General features: G+C 58.3%; 15 protein-coding genes. 11 read left to right on the top strand and 4 right to left on the bottom strand.

Going from position 1 to position 16,821, the window contains the following annotated elements:
• Position 1: 1 nt before the first annotated feature.
• Both BM035_RS00275 and BM035_RS00270 read right to left on the bottom strand, forming a co-directional pair.
• Positions 2 to 619, bottom strand: a complete 618-nt coding sequence (locus BM035_RS00275) for a YceI family protein (protein WP_092029749.1) — start codon at positions 617 to 619, stop codon at positions 2 to 4.
• Positions 606 to 1,340 carry a CDP-alcohol phosphatidyltransferase family protein gene (locus BM035_RS00270; protein WP_092029748.1) on the bottom strand — a complete coding sequence of 245 codons (735 nt, stop codon included), beginning with the start codon at positions 1,338 to 1,340 and terminating at the stop codon, positions 606 to 608. Before BM035_RS00270 ends, BM035_RS00275 begins: the two co-directional genes overlap by 14 nt.
• Positions 1,341 to 1,516: 176 nt before the next feature.
• Here BM035_RS00270 and BM035_RS00265 point away from each other — a divergent pair, with 176 nt between their 5' ends.
• From BM035_RS00265 to BM035_RS00250, 4 genes are read left to right on the top strand one after another with little or no spacing between them, the layout of a single operon-like run.
• The gene (locus tag BM035_RS00265) at positions 1,517 to 2,524 is read left to right on the top strand and encodes a zinc-dependent alcohol dehydrogenase (RefSeq protein WP_092029746.1); all 1,008 of its coding nucleotides are present in this window, start codon (positions 1,517 to 1,519) and stop codon (positions 2,522 to 2,524) included.
• 30 nt (positions 2,525 to 2,554) lie between these two features.
• Positions 2,555 to 2,953, top strand: a complete 399-nt coding sequence (locus BM035_RS00260; protein WP_008171956.1) for a 6-pyruvoyl trahydropterin synthase family protein — start codon at positions 2,555 to 2,557, stop codon at positions 2,951 to 2,953.
• Positions 2,940 to 4,880 carry a glycosyltransferase family 4 protein gene (locus BM035_RS00255; protein WP_092029745.1) on the top strand — a complete coding sequence of 647 codons (1,941 nt, stop codon included), beginning with the start codon at positions 2,940 to 2,942 and terminating at the stop codon, positions 4,878 to 4,880. Before BM035_RS00260 ends, BM035_RS00255 begins: the two co-directional genes overlap by 14 nt.
• A complete protein-coding gene (locus tag BM035_RS00250; protein ID WP_092029743.1) occupies positions 4,877 to 5,800 on the top strand; it encodes a lysylphosphatidylglycerol synthase transmembrane domain-containing protein in 924 nt (307 codons plus the stop codon). Before BM035_RS00255 ends, BM035_RS00250 begins: the two co-directional genes overlap by 4 nt.
• On the opposite strand, the gene BM035_RS00245 is transcribed toward BM035_RS00250, so the two are convergent.
• Positions 5,784 to 6,656, bottom strand: coding sequence for a RibD family protein (locus BM035_RS00245; RefSeq protein ID WP_092029741.1), 873 nt, complete (start codon positions 6,654 to 6,656; stop codon positions 5,784 to 5,786). The two genes, BM035_RS00250 and BM035_RS00245, sit on opposite strands and share 17 nt — an antisense overlap.
• A 141-nt stretch (positions 6,657 to 6,797) precedes the next feature.
• Here BM035_RS00245 and BM035_RS00240 point away from each other — a divergent pair, with 141 nt between their 5' ends.
• Positions 6,798 to 7,034 (top strand): hypothetical protein, encoded by a 237-nt coding sequence (locus BM035_RS00240; RefSeq protein WP_088557098.1) that lies wholly within the window; start codon positions 6,798 to 6,800, stop codon positions 7,032 to 7,034.
• A 16-nt stretch (positions 7,035 to 7,050) separates the two neighbouring features.
• On the opposite strand, the gene galU is transcribed toward BM035_RS00240, so the two are convergent.
• Entirely contained in the window at positions 7,051 to 7,887 is an 837-nt protein-coding gene (gene galU, locus BM035_RS00235; RefSeq protein WP_092029740.1) for a UTP--glucose-1-phosphate uridylyltransferase GalU, read from the bottom strand.
• A 383-nt stretch (positions 7,888 to 8,270) separates the two neighbouring features.
• Between galU and BM035_RS00230 the strand changes: the two genes are divergently transcribed.
• The 6 genes from BM035_RS00230 to prpF all read left to right on the top strand — a co-directional run bounded on the left by BM035_RS00230 (position 8,271) and on the right by prpF (position 16,701).
• The gene (locus tag BM035_RS00230) at positions 8,271 to 9,857 is read left to right on the top strand and encodes a glucan biosynthesis protein (RefSeq protein ID WP_092029738.1); all 1,587 of its coding nucleotides are present in this window, start codon (positions 8,271 to 8,273) and stop codon (positions 9,855 to 9,857) included.
• Positions 9,858 to 9,968: 111 nt separating this feature from the next.
• Complete coding sequence (locus BM035_RS00225) at positions 9,969 to 10,649, top strand: GntR family transcriptional regulator (RefSeq protein ID WP_014577287.1); 681 nt, start codon at positions 9,969 to 9,971, stop codon at positions 10,647 to 10,649.
• A gap of 61 nt (positions 10,650 to 10,710) precedes the next feature.
• Positions 10,711 to 11,598 carry a methylisocitrate lyase gene (gene prpB, locus BM035_RS00220; protein ID WP_053112143.1) on the top strand — a complete coding sequence of 296 codons (888 nt, stop codon included), beginning with the start codon at positions 10,711 to 10,713 and terminating at the stop codon, positions 11,596 to 11,598.
• 188 nt (positions 11,599 to 11,786) lie between these two features.
• On the top strand, positions 11,787 to 12,917 hold the full coding sequence (gene prpC / locus BM035_RS00215) for a bifunctional 2-methylcitrate synthase/citrate synthase (RefSeq protein ID WP_008171942.1): 1,131 nt from the start codon (positions 11,787 to 11,789) through the stop codon (positions 12,915 to 12,917).
• A complete protein-coding gene (acnD, locus tag BM035_RS00210; protein WP_092029736.1) occupies positions 12,914 to 15,526 on the top strand; it encodes a Fe/S-dependent 2-methylisocitrate dehydratase AcnD in 2,613 nt (870 codons plus the stop codon). Before prpC ends, acnD begins: the two co-directional genes overlap by 4 nt.
• On the top strand, positions 15,523 to 16,701 hold the full coding sequence (gene prpF, locus BM035_RS00205; RefSeq protein WP_092029735.1) for a 2-methylaconitate cis-trans isomerase PrpF: 1,179 nt from the start codon (positions 15,523 to 15,525) through the stop codon (positions 16,699 to 16,701). The genes acnD and prpF overlap by 4 nt, the downstream gene beginning before the upstream one ends.
• Positions 16,702 to 16,821: the final 120 nt, after the last annotated feature.

The following is a 16,821-nucleotide window of genomic DNA, read 5'->3' as shown; positions in this document are numbered from 1 at the left end:
ATCAGAACATGCCGGATTCCCGAATGGCCTCGAAGCCAAAGTGCAATTTCACTTCATCACCGACCATCGCGCCATCAAGGCCGTAGGTCATGCCCCATTCACTGCGTTTCAGGGTGGTGGAGGCGCTGATGCCCAGTGTGTATTCCTCATGGCCAAAGGGGTAGACGTCTGCCTTGTTGAGGGTCACATCCAGCACCACGGGGCGTTTCTGGCCAAGTAACTCCAGATCACCAGTTACCTTGCCCGTGTTTTCCCCCGTGGTTTCGAAATCGGTAACAGTGAAGATGATCTCTGGGTACTCGTCGGCATCGAGAAAATCCGCATTGCGAACGTGGTCGTCGCGTTTCTTATGATTGGTGAACACACTGTCGCTCTGGAACACCAACTGACCGGATTTCAGCTCCCTCGCTTCCTCGTCGTAAACAAATTGTCCCTCGACTTCGCGGAACATCCCCATGACCGGGGCGTAGCCGATGTGCATGATCTCGAAGAACATTGAAAAGTGCTCGTCGTCGACGACAAAATCTGTTGGCTCGGCCATGGCTGCCGGGCTCAGTGCGAGTGCAGCAGGGAGGGCAATGGCGGAACGGGTAAGGGTTTTCCGTTTAATGAACATCATGGTGATGTCTCCTCTGATAAAGCCAGTGAATATCCAGGAAAAACGACCACACAAGCAGTGCTAGGGCAGTTGCAAGCGTGATACTGGCGAATAGCGCATTGACCGGCGGCAACACGGCCACCAGCAGGGTAACGATCTGCCAAACGCAAACCGTCTTGCGCCTGAAACTCTCCGGCAGTGGGGCATTCAGCCAGTCCAGGAAGTGAGTCGCAACAACGAAGGCATAGCGGATAAGGCCCAGGGCCAGAACCCAGGGACCCGCCTTGCCGAGCGCCAGGACAGCCACGCTGAGACCGAGAATAAACAGAGCATCCAGTTCCATGTCGAAGCGGGCGCCAAAGTCGCTCTGGGAGCCGGTAGCCCTGGCGACTTTGCCATCTGCGCCATCCAGAATCAGCGCCAGCAATGCCATCCAGCCATAGAGCCAGAGACTATCTGTAAGGTGGTCGGCAAAGGGGGCCAGCGCCACTAAAACTATCACCAGACTGCCTCTGAGCAGCGTCGCCCGGTTTGCCCACCCGAAATCCCGGGCCTCGGGCCAGAACCGGATGATCAGGGCACAAAGCGCCAGGTAAAGCACCGCTGACAGCAAGTAGAAAAGGACGGGGGGCTGGGTTAACCAGCCGGTGACTGCACAGAACAGGGCGACAAGCCCCGAGCCCCAGACGAGATCCAGGGCAAGTGGCATCCTTTGCGAAGCTGAATGGCCGTTAGAATCCATCAATGAACTCCAGCGTATAGGTTTGCAGGCATCAAATACCCCGGATGCGCTGTACACTGACTATAGTTGGTATAACTGATCATGCTTACGATCATAGACCGTGTTCAGACCTGAAGGTTCAGCCCTGGCAGGGCGACGACCGGCACGTTTGAAAAACTGCCAAAAAGGAGATCCTTTTGCATCGCGACCCTGATGAGCCGAAAACCGAATCGATGGCACGGGCCTGGTGGGTAACCGGCGCCGGCAAGGGCGAGATTCTGGAAACGCCACTGGTTACCTCTGATGACGAGCAGAAGGACGAATTGGTCACGGTTCAGGCGCTGTATTCGGGTATCAGTCGGGGCACGGAATCACTGGTTTTCCATGGCCGGGTACCAAAGAGCGAATACGCAGCCATGCGGGCGCCGTTTCAGGAGGGAGATTTTCCCTGGCCGGTAAAGTACGGCTACGCCAGCGTCGGCAAAGTAGTGGAAGGGCCTGCAGAGTTAGTGGGCCAAACGGTGTTCTGCCTTTATCCGCATCAGAATTGCTACCGGGTGCCGGCGTCGGCGTTGACGCCGTTGCCCAAAGACTTGCCCGCCGAGCGAGCAATACTTGCCGCCAACATGGAAACCGCTGTAAACGGCCTCTGGGATGGAGCGCCAGCAGTCGGTGACCGCATCGCCGTGGTTGGTCTTGGTGTTGTTGGCCTGCTCGTCGCCTGGCTGGCGAGTCGTATCCCGGGAGCCCGTGTCACCGCGATCGATACGAATCCAGAGAGACAGGCCGTTGCCGAACAGCTCGGTTTGACCTTCAGCAGTGAGTCGGCCCCTGATGATCACGACCTTGTTATCCATGCCAGTGGCCACCCCTCGGGCCTGGAGACCGCTCTTGGGCTGGCAGGGCAGGAGGCGACCATTGTGGAAATGAGCTGGTACGGGGATCAGCTGGTATCTGCACCGTTGGGGGCCGCATTCCATCCGCGGCGTCTGACCCTGAAATCCAGCCAGGTGGGCCAGGTAGTGCCATCTCGAGTTCCACGGTGGGACTATCGCAAACGCCTGGCGCTCGCATTGGAATTGCTCCAGAACGAAGCGCTGGATGTGCTGATTACCGGCGAATGCAAGTTTGATGATCTACCAAAATCCATGGCGCGAATTCTGATCGATGGCCGGGATACTCTGTGCCATCGCGTTGTTTACTGAAAATCCAAAATTGCCTGCTAAGGAGAGACTATGTTCGGTTTGACGGTCCGGGACCACATGATGATTGCCCACAGCTTCAACGGAGAGATCTTTGGTCCTGCGCAGAAGGTTCATGGTGCCACCTATGTGGTCGACGTGACCTTTGAGCGTCACCAACTGGATAAGGACGACCTGGTCGTCGACATAGGCCTGGCTTCCGAGCTTCTCAAAAGCATTCTCTCCGAATTCAATATGCAGAACCTGGACGAGCTGCCGGAACTGCGTGGCCGGAATACCACCACCGAATTCATGGCCAAACTGGTTTTCGATCGTATGGCGGCAGCCATTCACGGTGGCCGTCTTGGCGAGACAGGAGAAGGGATTGTCAGCCTGAAAGTCACCCTCTCGGAATCCCACATTGCCTGGGCAAGCTACCATGCCGGAATCTGACAAACCGGGCTTCCTGGAGTTTATTGTTCCGGGTGATCCGGAACAGAACACGGGCGGCTACCGGTATGTCCGCAAGCTCGTGGAAGCCCTGGGCGACGCCGGTTGCAGAGCCCGGGTCAGTGGGTTGCCCGGGCAGTTTCCACGCCCGGACAGGGTTGCCCGTAATGGGATGGATAAGAAGCTCGCGAGTCTGCCTGATGGCGCCTCTGTGGTACTCGATGGTCTTGCCATGGGGGGGCTGCCGGAGATTGTTGAAAAGCATTCTCCACGCCTCAATCTGATCGCGCTGGTACACCACCCCCTGGCTGATGAAACGGGGATCAGCGAAGCCAATAGACAGTGGTTTTTTGATTCAGAAACGCGTGCGCTCGGATTTGTAAACGGGGTGATCACCACCAGCCAACACACCGCCGCTCGCCTGGCGGATTACGAGGTGCCGGCTGAGAGGATCAGGGTTGCCGAGCCGGGCGTCACCCGAGCCGCGAACCCCAGAGGCTGTGATCAGTCGTCGCAAACTGGTACCCCTCACATTCTGTGCGTTGCTCATCTGTCACCCCGAAAGGCCCAGCATCAATTGGTGGAGGCGCTGGAAAACCTGAAGGGCGTGTCGTGGCAATGCACGTTGGCAGGGTCTTACAGTCGTGATCCGGAATACAGCCAGCAGGTTCGCCAGGCGATTGCAGAAGCGGGCCTTGAAGACAGGATTGCGCTGGCAGGGGAAGTCGAAGAAGCCGGGCTGGCCGAGCTCTACCGCAAGGCGGATCTCTTTGTACTGCCTTCCCTGTACGAGGGCTATGGCATGGTGATTGATGAGGCGCTGGCGGAAGGGCTACCCGTTATTTCCTCCGATGGCGGCGCCCTTGCCAACACCTCCGCCAGGCCTGGTGTGGTTCAGTATTGTGCGGGCGATGTCAGGGCCCTTGAGGCGCGCCTCAGGAACTGGCTGGAACATCCGGAACAGCTTGAGCACGCCCGTAAACTTGCCGCGAGGGAATCCCGCCGAATCCGCTCATGGGCGGATACCGGCAAAGATGTCTTAGAAGCGCTGCACTATTTCAGTGGCCTTTCCACGCATCTGCACCAGCATTCGGAATTCGAGAGCACATGGCTGGCAGCCCGGGAAGCAGCGGATCACCGGGCTCGCTCACAAGGGCTGACCGATCAGCTCAATCAATGGTTGCTGAATCGTTATGATGGCTTGTCGCCCGAGAGCCACTACCCGATGCAAATTGTCGACATTGGAACCGGTCGTGGCTCAAACGCGCTTTTCCTGGTGCCTGCGCTGCAGGTGCCTCAAACCTGGCTGGCACTGGATCAGGATTCTGCATTATTGCGGGAGGCCGGACAGCGTGTGGACCGCCTGGATGTGCCGTTTGAAACCCGCACGGTTCAGTTGACGTCGGAAAACATGGAGCAACAACTGCCCCGTGAGGCGGACCTGATAACAGCGTCAGCACTGATTGATCTGGTTTCCGAGCCATGGCTGAATGCGTTAGCCCTGGCAGCCGCAAGAAGGAAGTCCGCGATGCTCATTGTGTTGAGCTACGCCGGTCACTTTGAGCTGGCTCCCGAGCATCCTGATGATGAGCTGGTAAAGACTCTGGTGAATCGGCACCAGCACGGCGACAAGGGAATTGGTGCCGCGCTGGGGCCGGAGGCCAGCACTGTGTTGCAAGACCTGCTGGTTGCCGAAGGTTACCGGGTTGAACTGGCGGAATCCCCCTGGATGCTGGATGGCAGGGATCACGCATTGGCCAAAATGCTGATGCAGGGCTGGATCGACGCGGCCATTGAGCAGTCACCTCACGAGGCGGACCGATTGTCACGCTGGCTGGAGAGACGCAATCACCAGTTATCCGAAGGGGATCTGACGATTGTTGTGAGACATCTGGATCTGCTGGCGTTGCCACCTGAGGCATTGCCTTGACCGAACTGCGTCAAAGGCAGGTGAAGTTGGCTGCCCGTTGGTTATTCACGGTTCTGGTGATCGGATTCGTGATCCGCTCTATCGATGCAGGTGAGCTCTGGCAGGAGCTTGCCCGCTTTTCTCCTTATGTCCTGGTTCCCGCACTGGCGCTTACGGTCTTTCAGGTGGCGTTGTCCGCCTGGCGATGGCGTTACACCGTCGAACGGCTCGGGCTGCCCCTGGCCTATGGTGTAGCGGTGCGGGAGTACTATCTGGCGACGTTTCTGAACCAGGTGTTGCCGGGAGGTGTGCTCGGCGACGTAAACCGGGCCTGGCGACATGGCAGCGGCGCCGGAGAGCGCCTCTCCGCGGTGCACGGGGTGGCCATCGAGCGACTTTCAGGCCAACTGGTTTTGGCGCTGGTGGTTGTCATATCGGTCAGCTGGTTGCTCGGTTCCGGACGGGTAACGGCTGGTCAATGGAATGGCGGGTTCTGGCTGGGCGTCGGCGTTATTGCGGTGTTTCTTGCACTCTGGTTGGCCCTGAAAACCGGGCTGGCGGCTTATCTTCAGCGGCTCAGACAGGATCTCTACCAGTCTTTGCTAAACCGAACGGTGTTGCCGGTACAGATCGGTTCATCTTTACTGGTGCTGGCGAGCTATCTTGGGGTGTTTCTCTGCCTGGCCTGGGGCGCAGGCTATATCGAAAGCACAGAGTCGGCGGCCATCATTGTCAGTCTGGGCAGTATTCTGCTGCTGAGTATGGTAATACCGCTGACGGTTGCCGGTTGGGGCATCCGCGAGGGCGCTGCAGCCTTGTTATGGCCAATGGCGGGATTGCCCGCGGAGCAGGGCGTGGCACTGAGCGTTGGGTACGGGGCGTTGGTGTTGGTGTCCAGTCTGCCAGGGGCTGCTTTTTTTCGACCTACACATCACGGGTAAAATCGAGGTCGAAGAGCATATCGCTGCCGAGGTTTATAAGTTGGGCGCGAGGTCGCAAGGCATCATCCAAAAAATCGATCTCGGGAAGCGAGAAAGCTGGCCTGCCGCTGCCAATGATCATGGGCGCAACCATCACGTGCAGGCGGTCCAGCAAGCCGGCGTTCAGGAAGCACGAAACGGTAACACCGCCCCCTTCCACAAAGACTTTTTTCAGCCCCAGGTCTGCGAGAACCTCGAGGATCACTCTCGGATCGACGGCATCTTCGGATTCGGCATCCCCGAGACAGGGAATCTCAGTAACTCCGGAACCGATCGATGGATTCTTCGCTTTCTCGTAAGTACCCGCCACCAACCGCAGGGTGGGAGCTTCGCCATCGGTGAACAGGTCATGGCTGTCCGGTACGCGATGGTGACGGTCAATGACCACGCGCACGGGGTTGCGGCCACTGGTGCGGCGAACGGTCAACCGGGGATTGTCTGTAGTTGCGGTTCCGGCTCCAACAACAACCGCATCCGACACTGCTCGGATCCGGTGCAGATGGGTAATTCCATCGTCGCCGTTGATGAAACGGGAGCGACCGGTAACCGTGGCAATGCGTCCGTCCAGGCTCTGGCCCAACTGACCAATAACTTTGGGGCTGCCGTTATCTGGCACGGGCCGACAAAGGGGTAGGAATACCGCGAGCAGATCCTTCGCCTCACCCGTCGCCGGTTGCATCAGGTGCCAAGCCCCGTGGCCGTTGAGTTTTACCGCTTCTTTGTCGGTTCCCGGCAATGGCAGTGTCACATTGCTGCGGTTAACTGCGCTAAGCACCAACTCCCATGCCGAGTCGATATCCAGAGTTCTTGCCGCCATAATTAGCCTGTTTGGTTGTTGCCATCTTCAGTATAGGCAGATTGTGTGCAAAGCTGTATGTACGTTACATTTCTGGATTGATTCACTTCGCAGGGCATTATCGGGACGAGTATCCCGGCTTGGATGACGAGGTAAGTGGCCATGCAGCATGCGCAACCCATTCAGCACTGGGAGCCAGAAAAGCCTGAGGACCATGGGCAACTCGAGCTGCCCGGTATTGCCCTGGATAAGAGCGACGAACTTCTGGAGTCGCTGGATGAGCTGGAACAAGTCCTTGATAAGGTCCAGTTGACCACGGAAGAAGCGGAGCTTCTTCGCCGGTTCCGCAGGACCAGTGCGGAAAACCGGCGAATGATTCTGCAAATCCTGGGCAACTGATCCCGCCCAAGATGCCTTATTTGCCTTTTTTGTAGATATTCTCGTAAACGTAGTTGGTGGCTTCCACGAAGCCATCAATGCTGCCGCAATCGAACCGGCGCCCTTTGAACTGATAAGCCAGTACGCAACCGTTTTTCGCCTGCTCGAGAAGGGCATCGGTGATCTGGACTTCACCGTTCTTGCCCGCCGGGGTCTTCTCAATAATTTCGAAGATATCCGGCGTGAGAATATAGCGGCCGATAATGGCGAGGTTGCTGGGCGCATCTTCCGGAGCCGGCTTTTCTACCATGTCTGTGATCCGGTAGAGGCCATCTTTCATGGATTCACCGGCGATCACCCCGTACTTGTGGGTTTCATCAGCCGGCACTTCTTCTATGGCTACAATAGAGCAGCGGAACTGGTTGTAGAGCTTCACCATTTGCGCCAGGACGCCATCTTCACCCTCGGGGCCAATGCAAAAGTCATCCGCCAGCACGACCGCAAACGGGTTGTCACCCACCAGATTGCGACCAGTCAGTATGGCGTGGCCGAGGCCCTTCATCTCATTCTGCCGAGTGAAGGCAAAACTGTTGTGGTCGATCAGTTCGCGGATGGAGGTCAGCAGCTCTTCCTTACCCGAGCCGGCAATCTGTTGTTCGAGCTCGTAGCTGATGTCGAAATGATCTTCGATAGCGCGCTTGCCCCGACCGGTCACGAAGCCGAATTCGTGAATACCTGCTTCGGAGGCTTCCTCAACGCCGTACTGAACCAGGGGTTTGTTCACTACCGGCAGGATCTCCTTGGGCATCGCCTTGGTGGCCGGAAGAAAGCGGGTGCCGTAGCCGGCGACGGGAAACAGGCATTTTTTGATCATATCGTTCGTCCTTTGATGGTCGGTTTCACGCCCTGTGGGCTGCTTAACGCCTTTGCGTAAGCCTATTAACAAGTGTTCTATCACAAAGTGTGCCGAGTTTACCCAAGTTGTAACGACAAATGCAGGGGCGTGATGGAAATTGTACGTTCTAGCAAAGAGCTATGGCCCTTTAGAGGAGGGTTCTTCAGGTTTACCATCACCAAAAATTTCTCTGATCAGAGGTCTCTTAGTGCGATCCTCCTTGCCTGATTGCACTATTTTGGTGCGCTTCCGGCGGCGTGGGTTCCTTGCCCGGATAGGCTCTCTACCTTTTATTGTTCGTACATAGTCCACGTGATCTTCTCTATGGCAATCTATGGCCCGGCACAGGAGGGGCGAGAACAATGGACAGACGAACGCTGATCAAGGGGCTCGGAGCACTGGTAAGTGCCGGCGCGTTACCACTGTCGCCTCTGGTGAACGGTGCCGGCCTCCAACCAGTTGCTGGTAGCAGTCCCCGTGCCTTCAACTACGCCTGGCTCAAAGGTCGGGCCCGGGCACTGGCAGCTGAGGCGTATGTCTCTCATAAGGATGAATTGCCCCAATCACTGAAATCCATTTCCTGGGATGACTATCAGGCCATCGCCTTCAGGTCCGACCGGGCGCTCTGGCGCGACGACGACACTGCTTTCCAGATTCAGCTCTTCCACCTTGGGCTGTATTTCCAACAACCCGTAAAAATCCATGAAGTCACTGATGGCGAGGCAACGGAACTGGCCTATCGACAGGATCTGTTCCGGTACAACGGCGATCAGCGCCTGGGCGATTTGCCAGAAGACCTGGGCTACGCCGGTTTTCGGATCCACTACCATAAAAACTTTGCCCTGGATCTCGCCGCCTTCCTGGGCGCCAGTTACTTCCGGGCGGTGGGCTCGGAGATGCAGTACGGCCTGTCGGCCAGAGGGCTGGCCATTGACACCGGCATGGACCGCAAAGAAGAGTTTCCCCGGTTTTCCGAGTTCTGGCTGGAGAAACCGGCCCCGGGGAGCCAGCTACTCAGGGTATGGGCTCTGCTGGACTCCCCCAGTACCACCGGCGCCTACGCGTTTGTGCTCGACCCGGGGCGCAACATGGTCATGGATGTGGATGTAGCGCTTTACCCGAGAACGGAAATCACGAGGGCAGGGATTGCACCGCTGACCAGCATGTACCAGGTGGGCGAAAATGATGATCGCATGGGCTACGACTGGCGTCCGGAAATACACGATTCTGACGGCCTCTCCATTCGCAACGGCAACGGCGAGTGGTTGTGGCGGCCACTGGTGAATCCCGTCAATCTCCGGTTCAACACTTTTCAGGATAACAACCCCGTTGGCTTTGGCCTGCTGCAGCGGGACAGGGATTTCGACCACTACCAGGATGATGGCGTGTTTTACGATCGCCGGCCCAGCCTCTGGGTGGAGCCCCGGGGAGACTGGGGGCGGGGCAGTGTTGATCTGGTGGAAATCCCTACCGTGGATGAAACCTTCGACAACATCGTCGCCTTCTGGCATCCGCAGGAACCTCTGTTGCCAGGCCGGGAATACCTCTACAGCTACCGCCTGCACTGGGGCGAGCAAGCTCCGTTGCAACCATATGAATTAGCCACGGTGCAGGCAACCAGGACCGGGCTGGGCGGTGTCGTGGGCCAGGAGCGCACCTATTTCTCTTGGCGCTTTGCCGTTGATTTCGCCGGCGGCGCGCTTGAAATGCTCGCCAAGGATGCTGAGGTAGAGCCGGTCATAACCGTGAGCCGCGGAGACGTTGAAATCACTTCCGCAAGACCATTGTCTGCAATCGACGGCTACCGGGCCATGTTCGACCTGGTGCCGGATGACTCGATTGAACCCATCAATATCCGCCTGTACCTCAGGCTGGGCGGCGAGCCGCTGACGGAGACCTGGCTATATCAGTACACTCCGCCACCGGTCGCCGAACGCCAGATCTACTGATTGGCTCTACCTATTGTAAACAATCTGCAGCTCAATTTAGCCAATATTGTTGACAATTTGATCGCTCAAGCGTAGCTTTGCTCAAAATCAACCCGGTTTTGTTGACAAACTATGGCTGAGTTACTGTCTACCACCTACACCCGCGCCGATGAGGCGTTTGATTGTCTGCAAACGGCAATCGTCAAAGGGGAACTGGCGCCCGGCGAGAAGATCGGCGAACTGGAGCTTTGTTCCCGTTTTAACCTCACGCGTGGCCCGCTCCGGGAAGCGCTGGGCCGTCTTGAATCCCGCGGCCTTCTGGTGCGCCGTCCCCACGCCGGCGTCAAGGTGGTTTCAGTCAGCGCATCCGAGTTAATGGAGCTCTACCGCATACGCGAAGTCATGGAGGGGCTGGCCGCTCGACAGGCCGCCGAGCGCATGACCGACCAGGAAATTGCCGACCTTCAGGCCACCCTCGACACCCACGAACGCATGATCGATGAAGCCCAGGGCCAGGCCTATTACCAGGCCGAAGGGGATTACGACTTCCACCACAGAATCGCCACCGGTAGCCGCAATACCAAACTTGCCCAGATGCTGCTGGGTGATCTTTATTACATGGTACGGATGTACCGTTACCGTCTCAGCACCTCCACCGGGCGCCCCCAGCGGGCACTGGGTGAACACCGCCGTATCGTCGAGGCCATCGCCCAGCGCGATGGGGAACTCGCCGAATTTCTGATGAAACGCCATATCAACGCAGCAAGACAGAACATCGAGAGAAAGATCGAGGAAGGCGAGCTCACAATTTGAACAAGGGGTCAGACCCCGATTTCACGCACAAATTTACGAATAACCAAGAGAGGCCAACACCATGTCCAACAAACTCAGCCCCGGCGCCCGCTTCCGCAAAGCGCTCAAAGACAACCAGCCCCTTCAGATTGTCGGAACCATCAACGCCTACGCCGCTATGATGGCCGAGAAAGTGGGTCATAAGGCCATTTATCTTTCCGGTGGCGGCGTCGCTAACGCCTCCTACGGTTTGCCGGATCTGGGCATGACCTCCATGAACGATGTGGTCGAGGACGTTCGCCGAATTACCGCAGCTACCGACGTACCTTTGCTGGTTGATATTGATACCGGCTGGGGTGGTGCTTTCAACATCGCCCGCACCATCCGCGAGATGGAGCGTGCCGGTGCAGCCGCTGTCCACATCGAAGACCAGGTTGCCCAGAAACGCTGTGGTCACCGCCCGAACAAGGAGATCGTGTCCCAGGAGGAGATGGTCGACCGCATCAAGGCCGCCGTGGATGCCCGGGAAGACAAAGACTTCTTTATCATGGCCCGTACCGACGCGTTCCAGAAAGAAGGCCTCGAAGCCGCTATCGAACGCGCCAAGGCCTGCATTGAAGCCGGCGCAGACGGCATCTTCGCTGAAGCGGTCACGGAGCTTGAGCACTACAAGGCCTTCTCGGAAGCCCTGGACGTGCCCATCCTGGCCAACATCACCGAGTTTGGTGCCACACCCTTGTACAACCGCAAGGAACTGGCCGAAGCCGGCGCCGACATGGTTCTGTACCCACTCAGCGCCTTCCGCGCCATGAACAAGGCCGCCCTGACTGTTTACCAGAACATTCTGGAGAAGGGCGACCAGAAAGACGTGGTTGATCTGATGCAGACCCGGATGGAACTTTACGATTTCCTGAACTATCACGATTTCGAGCAGAAGCTGGACCAGCTGTTCCAGCAGAGCAAAGGCTAACAGCATTTATCCCCTCTCCCCTAGCGGGAGAGGGCCAGGGAGAGGGGGTAGAGAAGCACTCCGCAGAATCGGAAGCTTCCCCTCTCCCCCGGCCCCTCTCCCGCACGGGGAGAGGGGAGTCACAAATATTCAGGATTGGCCCAAGGGGTAATCCGACACCCCAAACAAGATAACGATGGGAGACAACAATGGCTGAAGCAAAAAAACTAGGTGGCGCAGGCCTCCGTGGCCAGGTAGCTGGCGAAACCGCCCTGTGTACAGTGGGCAAAAGCGGCGCCGGCCTGACCTACCGCGGCTACGACATTGCCGATCTGGCTGAAAAAGCCCAGTTCGAAGAAATCGCTTACCTGCTGCTGCGCGGCAAACTGCCGAACCGTCAGGAGCTGGATGCCTACACCAAAAAACTCCAGAGCCTCCGTGGCCTGCCGGCTGCCCTGAAAACCGTGCTTGAGCAGATCCCCAAAGACGCGCACCCGATGGACGTGATGCGTACCGGCTGCTCCATGCTGGGCAACCTGGAAACCGAAGAAGACTTTAGCGAGCAGGACGACAAGATCGACCGCATGCTGGCGGTGTTCCCTTCTATCATCACCTACTGGTACCGCTTCGCCCACGAAGGCGTTCGTATCGAAACCGAGAGCGACGTGGACTCCATCGGTGGCCATTTCCTGGAGCTGCTGCACGGCAAGAAACCCAGCGAGCTCCACGAGCGCGTCATGAACGTTTCGCTGATCCTGTACGCCGAGCACGAATTCAACGCCTCCACCTTCACCGCCCGCGTGTGTGCCTCCACGCTGTCTGATATTCACAGCTGTGTGACCGGTGCCATCGGTTCGCTGCGCGGCCCTCTGCACGGCGGGGCCAACGAGGCGGCCATGGCCCTGATCCAGAAATTCAAGACGCCGGAAGAGGCCGAAGAGGGCCTGATGGGCATGCTGGAGCGCAAGGAAAAGATCATGGGCTTCGGCCACGCGATCTACAAAGAGTCCGACCCGCGGAACGCCATCATCAAGCAGTGGTCCAAGAAGCTGGCGGAAGAAGTGGGCGATACCGTGCTGTATCCGGTATCCGAGCGCTGTGAAGCGGTTATGTGGCGCGAGAAGAAACTGTTCTGTAACGCGGACTTCTTCCACGCATCCGCCTACCACTTCATGGGCATTCCAACCGAATTGTTCACCCCAATCTTCGTGATGTCCCGGGTATCCGGCTGGACCGCCCACGTGAAAGAACAGCGTGAGAACAACCGCATCATTCGCCCAAGCGCCGATTACACCGGCCCGGCGGATGCCAAGTGGGTTCCGATTGAGGAGCGGCCATGAACACTGAATACCGCAAGAGTCTGCCAGGTACCGACCTGGACTATTTCGATACTCGCCAGGCCGTGGAAGACATCCAAGCCGGCGCGTACGACAAGCTCCCATACACCTCCAAGATCCTGGCTGAGCAACTGGTTCGCCGGTGCGATCCCGAGGTGCTGACGGATTCCCTGAAACAGCTGATCGAACGCAAGCGCGACCTGGATTTCCCCTGGTATCCGGCCCGCGTGGTGTGCCACGACATTCTTGGCCAGACCGCTCTGGTGGATCTCGCAGGTTTGCGTGACGCCATTGCCGAGAAGGGTGGTGACCCCGCCAAGGTCAATCCTGTGGTTCCGACCCAGCTGATCGTGGATCACTCGCTGGCCGTTGAGCACGCGGGTTTTGAGAAAGACGCGTTCGAGAAGAACCGTCAAATCGAAGATCGCCGCAACGACGACCGTTTCCACTTCATCAACTGGACCAAGACTGCGTTCAAGAACGTGGACGTGATTCCCCCCGGCAACGGCATCATGCACCAGATCAACCTGGAGAAGATGTCTCCGGTGATTCAGAATCGGCCGGATGGGGAAGGAAAGCGCGTAGCTTTCCCGGATACCTGTGTTGGCACTGACAGCCACACGCCAATGGTTGATGCCCTGGGCGTTATTTCCGTGGGTGTAGGTGGCCTGGAAGCGGAGAGCGTTATGCTCGGCCGTGCCTCCATGATGCGCCTGCCGGACATCGTTGGCGTGGAGCTGACTGGCAAGCTGCAGCCGGGTATCACCAGCACTGATATGGTCCTGGCCATCACCGAGTTCCTGCGCAAGGAGAAAGTGGTAGGCGCATACCTGGAGTTCTATGGTGAGGGCGCCGACAGCCTTAGCGTGGGCGACCGTGCCACCATCTCCAACATGACTCCGGAGTATGGCGCCACCGCAGCGATGTTCTACATCGACGGCCAAACCATCGACTACCTGAAACTGACCGGTCGTGAAGACGACCAGGTCGCCCTGGTGGAGAAATACGCCAAGGAAACCGGTCTCTGGGCCGACAGCATGAAGAACGCGGAATACGAGCGCGTGCTGAAGTTCGACCTGTCCAAAGTGACCCGTACCCTGGCTGGCCCCTCCAACCCCCACGCGCATTTGCCGACATCCGAGCTGGCAGAACGCGGCATTGCCGGCGAGTGGGAACAGGAAGAGGGCAAGATGCCGGATGGCGCCTGCATCATCGCCGCCATCACCAGCTGCACCAACACCAGTAACCCCCGCAACATGGTGGCTGCCGGCCTGATCGCCCGTAACGCCAACAAGCTGGGCCTGACCCGCAAGCCATGGGTGAAAACCTCCCTGGCGCCGGGTTCCAAGACCGTAAAGATGTACCTGGAAGAAGCCAAGCTCCTACCGGAGCTGGAGCAACTGGGCTTTGGCGTGGTGGCCTTCGCCTGCACCACCTGCAACGGCATGAGTGGCGCCCTGGATCCGAAGATCGCGCAGGAAATCATGGATCGCGATCTGTTCTCCACCGCCGTGCTTTCGGGCAACCGGAACTTCGACGGCCGGATTCACCCCTATGCCAAGCAGGCATTCCTGGCCTCGCCGCCGCTGGTGGTTGCCTATGCGATCGCCGGCACCATCCGTTTCGACATCGAAAAAGATGCCCTCGGCTACGACCAAGACGGCAACCCTGTCACCCTCAAGGATATCTGGCCGGACGATGCGGAAATCGATGCCATCGTGAAATCCAGCGTGAAGCCGGAGCAGTTCCGCAGCACCTACATCCCGATGTTCGACATCACCCGGGATGCCCAGGCCAACACCAACCCGCTGTACGAATGGCGCCCGCAGAGCACTTATATCCGTCGCCCGCCATATTGGGAAGGTGGCATGGTTGGAGAGAAAACCCTCAAGGGTATGCGCCCGCTGGCGGTGTTGCCGGACAACATCACCACTGATCATCTGTCGCCCTCCAACGCGATCATGATGAACAGCGCAGCCGGTGAATACCTGCATAAGATGGGCGTGCCGGAGGAAGACTTCAATTCCTACGCCACCCACCGTGGCGACCATCTGACGGCCCAGCGTGCCACTTTCGCCAACCCGAAACTGTTCAACGAAATGGTCCGGGACGAAAACGGCAACGTGAAGCAGGGCTCCCTGGCCCGCATCGAGCCGGAAGGCAAGGTCGTCCGCATGTGGGAAGCCATCGAAACCTACATGGATCGCAAGCAGCCGCTGATCATCATCGCCGGTGCCGACTACGGGCAGGGTTCCTCCCGCGACTGGGCCGCCAAGGGCGTTGCCCTTGCCGGTGTCGAAGCGATCGTGGCCGAAGGTTTCGAGCGGATTCACCGCACCAACCTGATCGGTATGGGCGTGATGCCCCTGCAGTTCGAGGAAGGCACCACCCGCAAGACCCTGGGCATCGACGGCACCGAAACCTACGATGTGGAAGGCACCCCGGCGCCCCGCGCCGAGCTCACGCTGGTCATCCATCGGAAGAACGGCAGCACCGAGCGTGTGCCGGTTATCTGCCGCCTGGATACCGCGGAAGAAGTGTCTATTTATAGCGCTGGTGGTGTGTTGCAGCGGTTTGCGGAAGATTTCCTGCAATCGGAAGGTGCGGCATGACACACAAGCCACAAATAAAAATCCCCGCCACCTACATGCGTGGCGGCACTAGCAAAGGCGTGTTCTTCCGGCTGAAGGATTTGCCGGAAGCCTGCCAGACCCCAGGCGAAGCCCGGGACAAACTCCTGCTGCGAGTCATCGGCAGCCCGGACCCCTACCAGAAGCAAATCGACGGAATGGGCGGCGCCACCTCCAGCACCAGCAAAACCGTGATCCTGGCAGAACCCACCCAGCCGGATCACGATGTGGATTACCTGTTCGGCCAGGTCTCCATCGACAAGCCCTTTGTGGACTGGAGCGGTAACTGCGGCAACCTCACCGCCGCCGTCGGTGCTTTCGCCATCAACAGCGGCTTTGTGGCCAAAGACCGGGTTCCGGAGAACGGCACCTGCACCGTCCGCATCTGGCAGGCCAACATCAAGAAAACCATCATCGCCCACGTGCCCATTACCAACGGCGAGGTTCAGGAAACCGGCGATTTCGAGCTCGATGGCGTGACCTTCCCGGCTGCAGAAGTGCAGGTGGAGTTCATGGACCCGGCCGACGGCGAGGGTTCCATGTTCCCGACCGGCAACCTGGTGGACGACCTGGAAGTGCCTGGCGAAGGCACCCTGAAAGCCACCATGATCAACGCCGGCATCCCCACCATCTTCGTGAACGCGGAGGACATTGGATACAAAGGCACCGAGCTGCAGGACGACATCAACTCCGATCCCAAAGCCCTGGCAAGGTTCGAAACCATTCGGGCCCACGGCGCGGTAAAAATGGGGCTGATCCAGAACATCGAAGAAGCCGCCAATCGCCAGCACACCCCGAAAGTGGCCTTCGTCGCAAAGCCCTCTGATTACGTATCCTCAAGCGGCAAAAACATCCGGGCAGGGGACGTGGATGTCCTGGTTCGCGCTCTGTCCATGGGTAAGCTCCATCACGCCATGATGGGCACGGCGGCGGTGGCTATTGCCACGGCATCGGCCGTTCCCGGAACTCTGGTGAATCTGGCTGCAGGGGGCGGCGACCGCACCCATGTGACCTTCGGGCATCCCTCCGGCACGTTGCGTGTGGGGGCTGAGGCGAAGGCAGTGGATGGTCAGTGGACTGCAACCAAAGCCATTATGAGCCGCAGTGCGCGGGTTTTGATGGAAGGTTGGGTGAGGGTGCCTGGCGACTCGTTTTAACAATGATTGTGTAAGATTCCCAAGTATAGGCCGGGGTATTCCCGGCTTTGTCTTGGCGGGTAGATGTTCAGAGTTCGTCTCTCCTCAAGAATAGCGCGGCCTACCTCTAAGGTTTACTAA

It is taken from the genome of Marinobacter sp. DSM 26671 (genome assembly GCF_900112835.1).
Taxonomy (GTDB): Bacteria; Pseudomonadota; Gammaproteobacteria; order Pseudomonadales; family Oleiphilaceae; genus Marinobacter; species Marinobacter flavimaris.
This window is presented reverse-complemented; position numbering and strand designations above follow the sequence as displayed.

What these genes read in the sequence shown, in the direction of transcription:
- BM035_RS00275 (WP_092029749.1), bottom strand. Translation starts at nt 619, where the DNA reads ATGATGTTCATTAAACGGAAAACCCTTACCCGTTCCGCCATTGCCCTC.
- BM035_RS00270 (WP_092029748.1), bottom strand. Translation starts at nt 1,340, where the DNA reads ATGGATTCTAACGGCCATTCAGCTTCGCAAAGGATGCCACTTGCCCTG.
- BM035_RS00260 (WP_008171956.1), top strand. Translation starts at nt 2,555, where the DNA reads ATGTTCGGTTTGACGGTCCGGGACCACATGATGATTGCCCACAGCTTC.
- BM035_RS00255 (WP_092029745.1), top strand. Translation starts at nt 2,940, where the DNA reads ATGCCGGAATCTGACAAACCGGGCTTCCTGGAGTTTATTGTTCCGGGT.
- BM035_RS00245 (WP_092029741.1), bottom strand. Translation starts at nt 6,656, where the DNA reads ATGGCGGCAAGAACTCTGGATATCGACTCGGCATGGGAGTTGGTGCTT.
- BM035_RS00240 (WP_088557098.1), top strand. Translation starts at nt 6,798, where the DNA reads ATGCAGCATGCGCAACCCATTCAGCACTGGGAGCCAGAAAAGCCTGAG.
- galU (WP_092029740.1), bottom strand. Translation starts at nt 7,887, where the DNA reads ATGATCAAAAAATGCCTGTTTCCCGTCGCCGGCTACGGCACCCGCTTT.
- BM035_RS00230 (WP_092029738.1), top strand. Translation starts at nt 8,271, where the DNA reads ATGGACAGACGAACGCTGATCAAGGGGCTCGGAGCACTGGTAAGTGCC.
- BM035_RS00225 (WP_014577287.1), top strand. Translation starts at nt 9,969, where the DNA reads ATGGCTGAGTTACTGTCTACCACCTACACCCGCGCCGATGAGGCGTTT.
- prpB (WP_053112143.1), top strand. Translation starts at nt 10,711, where the DNA reads ATGTCCAACAAACTCAGCCCCGGCGCCCGCTTCCGCAAAGCGCTCAAA.
- prpC (WP_008171942.1), top strand. Translation starts at nt 11,787, where the DNA reads ATGGCTGAAGCAAAAAAACTAGGTGGCGCAGGCCTCCGTGGCCAGGTA.
- acnD (WP_092029736.1), top strand. Translation starts at nt 12,914, where the DNA reads ATGAACACTGAATACCGCAAGAGTCTGCCAGGTACCGACCTGGACTAT.
- prpF (WP_092029735.1), top strand. Translation starts at nt 15,523, where the DNA reads ATGACACACAAGCCACAAATAAAAATCCCCGCCACCTACATGCGTGGC.